This window comes from Salipiger marinus, assembly GCF_900100085.1.
In the GTDB taxonomy this organism is placed as follows: Bacteria; Pseudomonadota; Alphaproteobacteria; order Rhodobacterales; family Rhodobacteraceae; genus Salipiger; species Salipiger marinus.
Map to the genome: position 1 here is coordinate 1 of NZ_FNEJ01000055.1, position 6,680 is coordinate 6,680.

Annotated in this window: 8 protein-coding genes; all 8 read left to right on the forward strand. The window is 59.8% G+C overall.

The annotated features are described in order from the left end of the window. Positions 1 to 312: transposase (locus BLR51_RS26355; RefSeq protein WP_207543706.1), on the forward strand; the 312-nt coding region annotated here is incomplete at its 5' end. Positions 313 to 363: 51 nt separating this feature from the next. Next, complete coding sequence (locus tag BLR51_RS26360; protein ID WP_511229357.1) at positions 364 to 2,622, forward strand: VirB4 family type IV secretion system protein; 2,259 nt, start codon at positions 364 to 366, stop codon at positions 2,620 to 2,622. 165 nt (positions 2,623 to 2,787) lie between these two features. After that, positions 2,788 to 3,876, forward strand: a complete 1,089-nt coding sequence (locus BLR51_RS26365; protein ID WP_165616957.1) for a lytic transglycosylase domain-containing protein — start codon at positions 2,788 to 2,790, stop codon at positions 3,874 to 3,876. Beyond that, complete coding sequence (locus BLR51_RS26370) at positions 3,866 to 4,675, forward strand: type IV secretion system protein (RefSeq protein WP_089852528.1); 810 nt, start codon at positions 3,866 to 3,868, stop codon at positions 4,673 to 4,675. Before BLR51_RS26365 ends, BLR51_RS26370 begins: the two co-directional genes overlap by 11 nt. 3 nt (positions 4,676 to 4,678) lie before the next feature. Beyond that, positions 4,679 to 5,167, forward strand: coding sequence for a hypothetical protein (locus BLR51_RS26375; RefSeq protein ID WP_089852529.1), 489 nt, complete (start codon positions 4,679 to 4,681; stop codon positions 5,165 to 5,167). A 2-nt stretch (positions 5,168 to 5,169) separates the two neighbouring features. Further along, positions 5,170 to 6,171 carry a TrbL/VirB6 family protein gene (locus BLR51_RS26380; RefSeq protein ID WP_089852530.1) on the forward strand — a complete coding sequence of 334 codons (1,002 nt, stop codon included), beginning with the start codon at positions 5,170 to 5,172 and terminating at the stop codon, positions 6,169 to 6,171. Positions 6,172 to 6,173: 2 nt separating this feature from the next. Continuing rightward, a complete protein-coding gene (locus tag BLR51_RS26385) occupies positions 6,174 to 6,365 on the forward strand; it encodes a VirB8/TrbF family protein (protein ID WP_089852531.1) in 192 nt (63 codons plus the stop codon). A 97-nt stretch (positions 6,366 to 6,462) separates the two neighbouring features. Next, positions 6,463 to 6,680, forward strand: a 218-nt coding sequence (locus BLR51_RS26390) for a helix-turn-helix domain-containing protein (protein WP_131821903.1), incomplete at its 3' end; no start/stop codon positions are given.

Consider the following 6,680-nt stretch of genomic DNA (forward strand, 5'->3'; position numbering starts at 1 on the left):
AAATGGGAGAAAGCGGTCGCCAAGCTGGTCAAGGACCGGGACGCGCTGCTGACCTTCTACGACTACCCGGCGGAACACTGGAAGCACATCCGGACGTCAAATCCGATCGAAAGCACCTTCGCCACCGTCCGGCATCGCACGAAACGCACTAAGGGATGCCTGAGCCGCAAGACCGGGCTGGCCATGGCGTTCAAGTTGATGATGTCGGCGCAGAAGAAATGGCGCAAACTCGATGGCCGGAACCGCCTGCCCGAGATCATCCAGGGGGTTGAGTTCCGCGACGGCCTCCGCCAACTTCAAGCTGCCGCCTGATCAGACGTCACCAACTTCTGCGCATATCTCCACCTACCTTACATTGCTGCGGTGCGAGACAATGTCATCCTGACGCGGCAGGGTGATCTGATGGCGTCGGTCACGCTTGGCGGGATCGACAGCTTCACCAGCGATGACACCCGGATCGATGAGATCAGTGAAGGCTTTGCCCGGATCGTCAGTCAGTTGGGCGAGCGTTTCGGTTTCCACATCAACAAGGTATCACGCCCGGATGTCGCGGACCTTGCTGCGCCTGACGGTATGCCTTTTGCAAATGCGGTAGACGCGGCGTGGCAGAGAAGCCTGCGCGCACGTGACCTGAAAGCCCGCACCTTGATGCTGACAGTATTGATGCGTCCGTCGATGCCGCAGGCATTCTCGAAGGTTCTGGGTGCCCTAGGCGGGGGCCGCGATTTCCAGAAAGACATCGATACGCGAATTGTTGCCCTGGAAGAGGCCATGACGCTGCTCATGGCGATGTATTCCGACGCAGGCGCAGCGCGCCTGACAGTCTCGAGCGGGGACTGGCTTGCAGTGTTGGCCGCGGTACACGGACAGAGCTACGGCAAGATCATCGCGGCCCCCGGGCAACTGTTGGCTGACACGATGAGCAATTTCGACGTCAGCTTTCAAGGCAAAACCATGCGGCTGGAAAGCGGCGACAGCGCACGATACGGCGCGATTTTCGGGATAAAATCCTATCCCAGTCGCACCTGGCCAACCATGCTTGACGCGTTGGAACTGCCCTATGACATCACGATCACCAACTCTTTCACGCCGCGGCGCGCCAATGAGATGGTTGAGCGCATTCAACGCACCTTTCGCCAGCGGGGTGCCTCCGAGGATGCTGGTGTCAGCCTGACAGAGCAATTGATCGAAGCCGCCGACGCCGTGGCATCCGGCCGGTCGACCTTTGGGACACACCATGCATCCGTGCAGGTCTTCTGTGACAGCGCCGAGGAACTGGAACAGGCAGCTTCCGAGATCTGGCGGGCGGGGCAAGAGACCGGTGCCGTTCTGGTAAGGGAATCCTGGGCCGCAAAGGCGCTCTATTTCGCGCAAGCGCCGGGAAACTGGGCCTACCGGATCCGTGACGGGATCGTTTCGTCGCACAATTTCGCGGAACTTGCAGCGTTTCACAAGACAAGGCCGGGGCGCGGACCCGAGGCCAGCCCATGGGGCAAGACGATCACGGCCTTCCCGACCGTGACCTCCAGCCTCTACCGGTTCAACTTTCACGAAGCGGGGCGCAGGACCGATGAGCCAAGCGTCGGGCACACGCTTGTTCTGGGCCGCACCGGATCCGGCAAGACACTCGGCACGGCTTTTCTCATGGCGCAGGCCCGCAGAGTGGGTGCGCGGGTCATCGTTTTCGACAAGGATCAGGGGTTGGAGATGGCGATCCGCGCTTTGGGTGGCAGCTACAGCGAAATCAAGGTGGGCCAGCCCACCGGCTTTAACCCGATGACCACGGAGACCGATGCGCGGGGGGCCGCCTGGCTGACAGATTGGCTCGGCGACATTCTGGCCCGTCACCGTCCATTTGAGACGGTCCAGACCGCAGCACTGAACGAGGCGGTTCGTCAGATTGCCGCTGCGGAGCCGGGCCTCAGAACCTTCGACGGTTTGGCAAGTCTCGTGGCCTCCACTGATGATGATGGCGACCTGGTGTCCCGCGTGCGGGAATGGACAGAAGTCGGCCGGTACGGTTGGCTTTTCTCAAGGCCTAGTGCCCAGGCGATAGCCATTGGCGAGGATGTCCTTGGTCTCGACATGACTGAACTTCTGGACCAGGACGCAGAACGCTCCGCCCTCCTCGCCTATCTCTTCCGCCGTATCGAGCGCGTGATCGAGGATCGCAGACCAACAATCATTGTGATCGACGAGGCGTGGAAGATGTTGGCTGACGATATCTTCGTCAAGCGTCTCCATGACTGGCTGGTTACCATGCGCAAGCGCAACTGCGTGGTGATGATGTTGACCCAGACACCGGGTCATCTGGACCAAAGTTCGGTCGGCCAGATCATCGCGGAAAGTGTGGCAACCCAGATCCTGTTTCCCAATCCACGGGCAAATCCAGAGGATTACAGCATCCTGCGCCTGAACGCGCGCGAGGCGGATTTTCTTTCCAGCCCGACAGCCGGATTGCGGCTGGCATTGATCCGTTCCGGCACCGACAGCGTGTTCGTGAATACCGATCTCGCAGGCTTGGGCGGTCTGGTTACTGTTCTTGGTGGTGGCAAGACCGGCGAGGAAAAGGCGCCTGCCGATTGGCGCAAGAAAGAAGAATTTTGGAAGGACATGATGTGAAAGCACGATTTTTTCTGTTGGTCGCCATGACGGTCCTGAGCGCTTGCGAAGGTGCATCAACAGGCGTGCGATCGCCCTGTTTTGAGCGGCCCGTTATGGCGTTCTCGGCCCCTGCTCCCGACCTTGTTTCACGGAATGCGCATTGTGATTTCCAGAGCTTCTAGAATGGCGATTCCGTTGGCCCTGGGTCTTGGCTCGCTTGCCTCCGCGCAGGGCGTGCCAGTGATCGATGGCTCCAACCTTGCCCGCGCTGTGTCTCGCGTCGAAGAGCTCGCACGCGACGCCTTGCGGCAGCGCCAGAAGCGCGACGCCCGCCAGGAACAAGCGGATATCTATCAAGAGCAGCTTGAAGCCTATGAGCGTTTCCTGGCGGAGACCACCGGTGTCACCGACCTGAGTGGGTTCGAGGCTGGTGGGCCTGGCTGGGCGAGCGCTGCAGAGACTTACCCAGCCCAAGAAGATCATCCTGACGCCGATCGCCTCTTCGGTGAGCCAAGCGACGTGGAGCGCATGATCATCACGGTGGCGCGGCGCTATGAGGGTCATCCCGGTGTTGCGGCCGCCGGTCTGACGCCGCTGACATGGCGTATCCTGTTTCAGTCACTGATCAAGCAGGAAAGTCGTTTCAACAATGCAGCCGTCTCCCACGTGGGTGCGCGCGGTTTTTGCCAGCTGATGCCGGGCACAGCATCGGATCTCGGTGTGAACCCGTATGATCCTTGGGAAAACCTGGACGGTGGCGCACGCTACATTCTCACGCAACTGAACCGCTTCGGTCGGATTGATCACGCTCTGGCGGCCTATAATGCAGGCCCCGGCCGTGTTCTCGAATATGGTGGTGTGCCTCCTTTCGAGGAAACCCAGACCTACGTCCGGCGCATCAACGGCTATTACAACGACTATCTTGGCACCATCACCGGCGTCGACATGACGGGGTCACTGGCGGGCTTCGATGGTGCCTCGGCCGCCTGGGGCAACTGGGCGGATGCCTCGGTCGGCTATGGCGCCTACATGGGCGCCCAGATCGATCAGGCCATGACGAGGATCGCGGCGCTTTTGCGTGAAGATCCGCCCGGTAACGCAAAAGAGGCGCTGGACCGCTCCACCTATATGCTTGCTGAACGGGCGCGGCTCATCGCGCTAACGCTGCGTCTGCGCGCGGCCCACGTGAAAGTCGAAGCGGCACAAGGTTTGACCGAGGCCGCCGATCACCTGGAGCAATCCACTTTCTGGAGGTATTCCGATGAGGGCTGACACCCGCATTGCCGCAATTATTGTCGCGGGCACGCTCATGGCGGCACACCCGCCCCCTGCCTTCGCTCAGGGTGTGCCTGTGATCGATGGATCGAACCTCGCGCAGAATATCGAGCAGCTGCAGGCCGCGCTGCGCGATGCGGAAAACCAGCTCCAGCAAATCGAGGAATTGCGCACCCAGATCGAGCGCCTCACTGACATTCAGGGCCTTCTTGATGACGTCCTGGGTTCAATTACCGGCCTGAATGAAATCGCAGCCCTCTACAATGATGTGGAGGACCTGCGTGCCCGCGCCCAGAAGATCACCGATCTATCGGGTTTCATGGACAGCCTGTCACTCGGGGATTTTGACAGCCTGCTGGACAATCTGCTCGATGGCGACGTCACCATGGGTGAGCGCCGCGCCGCAGATGCCATGCGCGAGACCATGGCCAGTGCGGGGTTCACCTCGGAAAAACTCACAGAGCTGAACGACGCCGGGAACCCGCAAGGCGCTGCCATAGCCGATCTGGCGGCTGCCAATGCCATGGTTATCGGGCAAGCCCAGATTTCCTACGAGGAAGCCGCCCAGAGCATCGAGCGTATCGATGGGCTGGTGGAAGCGATTGGCGATCAGGAAACGCTCAAGGAATCGATCGATCTCAACACGCGTATGGCCGCGGAGACGAATTACATGCTGGGCCAGATGTGGCGCCTGAATGCCGCCCAAGGCTTGGCGCAAGGTCAAAACGGCATTGATTTCGCGGCCGAGCAGGCCCGCACACGCTCCTTCTTTGATTTCTCCGGCGCCGAGGACTGACCCTTGAATACATCACTCAAAGCACTTGCAGTTTTCATCGCCCTGGCAGGCAGTGCCTGGGCGGAAGACTTGCAAGACCTGCCCGACGATACGTTGCTCGGGGAGGTCGTCACTGCCACCGAAAATGGGGAGGAAGAACGCCTCCTCGATCTCATGCGCGAGGTACAGGCAAGAGGGCTCTTGATGTTCCCGAAGCCGCAAACCTGCACCTTCAGCTATCCGGACACTGAGTTTTTCGGCAACGAGATTTTCCGTGGAGCGGTTCGATGGGGCTTCGGCACCGACCTGAGAGAGCTTGCAATGTCGCAGGGCTTCTGCGGCTGCATCTATGATCTCGGGTCGCTCGATGCGTTTACGCAGGAACGAATTGGCAAACCGGCGCAGGATGCAACTACCAGCGATTTCAGCGTCTTTCGCAAATACCGTCGCAGCGATTGGTCAGATGTAAACGAGCGCTATCAGAACTTCCAATTGGAGCGGTGTGGTAGTTAAGGATGGCCATAATCGCTGAGGTTCTGGCATTGGTAGATGCCACTGTCGCGGGCGTGGCAGCTGACACGTATGCTGATACGGTTGCCGCAGTACGCCCGGTTGTACAGACCGCATCTGTGTTGGTGGTCGTTCTTGTAGGCGCAAATGTGGGTCTGCAAGCCGTGCCGCTCTCGGTTTCCACAATCGTGTCGGTAGGGCTGCGCATTGTGCTGGTCAATGTGTTTTTGATCTACGCAAACCTTTCTGTTCCGTACGAAGCGCTGACAAATGCTCCTGCCGAACTTGGTGCAGGTATTCTCAACTCCCTCTCAGGTGGTGATGTCACAAACCTTTATGACGGCATAGACGATCTCTACTCCCAAGCCCTGAATGTCGGGCAGGCGATCAGCCAGAATGGAGGCTGGCTGGCCGGTGCCATGACCAGCGTGGTCATGTTTCTTGTGGCCGCCGCCATGGCGACGATCACCATCATCGTTCTGTCGGCCGCCAAGATCATGTTGGCGGTATTGATCGCCATCGCACCTGTGGTCGTGGCTTGCACATTATTCAAACAATCGGCGCCACTGTTCGAGGCATGGGTCAAACTCGCCATCGGTTTTTCCTTTGTGCCGCTGTTCGTGGCTGCCATGGCTGGCTTCACCATAGCGACGGGTGAAGCTGTCGCGCCTGATAGCCTCGACAGCGTCGAAACACTCGGGGACGCGATTTCGTTCGTCGTGGTGATGATGATCGGCGCTGGCCTGATGTTGCTCGTGCCAACTTTCGCGCAAGGGCTTGCCGCCACGAACATCGGCCTCGCCTCGATCGGTGCAAATGCCGCGCGGATGCCCGGGAACGCGTGGCGCAATACCGGTGCCGCGATCCGGGGCGGAGATGACATGCGACGGGGCTTCAATGCAGGACTTCAGGGACAAGGCGTCTCCGACCGATCGTCCAGCGCGGCCCGTGCCGGGAGCTATGCGGGCGGTGCGGTCAAGCTCGCCGGAAAGATGAAGAAGGGATAGTCATGAGTGATTTCGATATCGATTTGGTGATGGGTCCGCGCCGGGCAGCGCGCGCCGCATGGATCGTTGCGGGCTGTTCCTGCGCCGTATCCGTGCTGTTGGCCCTGACCATTACGGTTATGTTGCCCCTGCGCGAAACCGAAGTGTTTACCGTCCTCGTCGACAGCACGTCGGGTGCTGTTGGATGTCACTGAGAACTGACCCAGCGGCGATAGGAAATGTCACTGAGAACTGACCCATGTGGAACCCTCCCCCTGACGGGATTTGTCGGGGGTCATTGGAGTGATCGACATGGATATTTTGAGCGTCATTCGACGTTGGGCACTTCGGGATAAGTTGCCCATCCGTGAGATTTCGCGGCGGACTGGTCTGTCGCGCAATACTATCAGGCGTTACCTGCGTGCCGGGATCGTCGAGCCCAAGTTCAACGTGCCGTCGCGGCCGAGCAAGCTCGACGCATACGCGGAGAAGTTGTCGGGCTGGTTGCTGGCCGAACAGCGCAAGTCGCG

What these genes read in the sequence shown, in the direction of transcription:
- BLR51_RS26365 (WP_165616957.1), top strand. Translation starts at nt 2,788, where the DNA reads ATGGCGATTCCGTTGGCCCTGGGTCTTGGCTCGCTTGCCTCCGCGCAG.
- BLR51_RS26370 (WP_089852528.1), top strand. Translation starts at nt 3,866, where the DNA reads ATGAGGGCTGACACCCGCATTGCCGCAATTATTGTCGCGGGCACGCTC.
- BLR51_RS26380 (WP_089852530.1), top strand. Translation starts at nt 5,170, where the DNA reads ATGGCCATAATCGCTGAGGTTCTGGCATTGGTAGATGCCACTGTCGCG.
- BLR51_RS26385 (WP_089852531.1), top strand. Translation starts at nt 6,174, where the DNA reads ATGAGTGATTTCGATATCGATTTGGTGATGGGTCCGCGCCGGGCAGCG.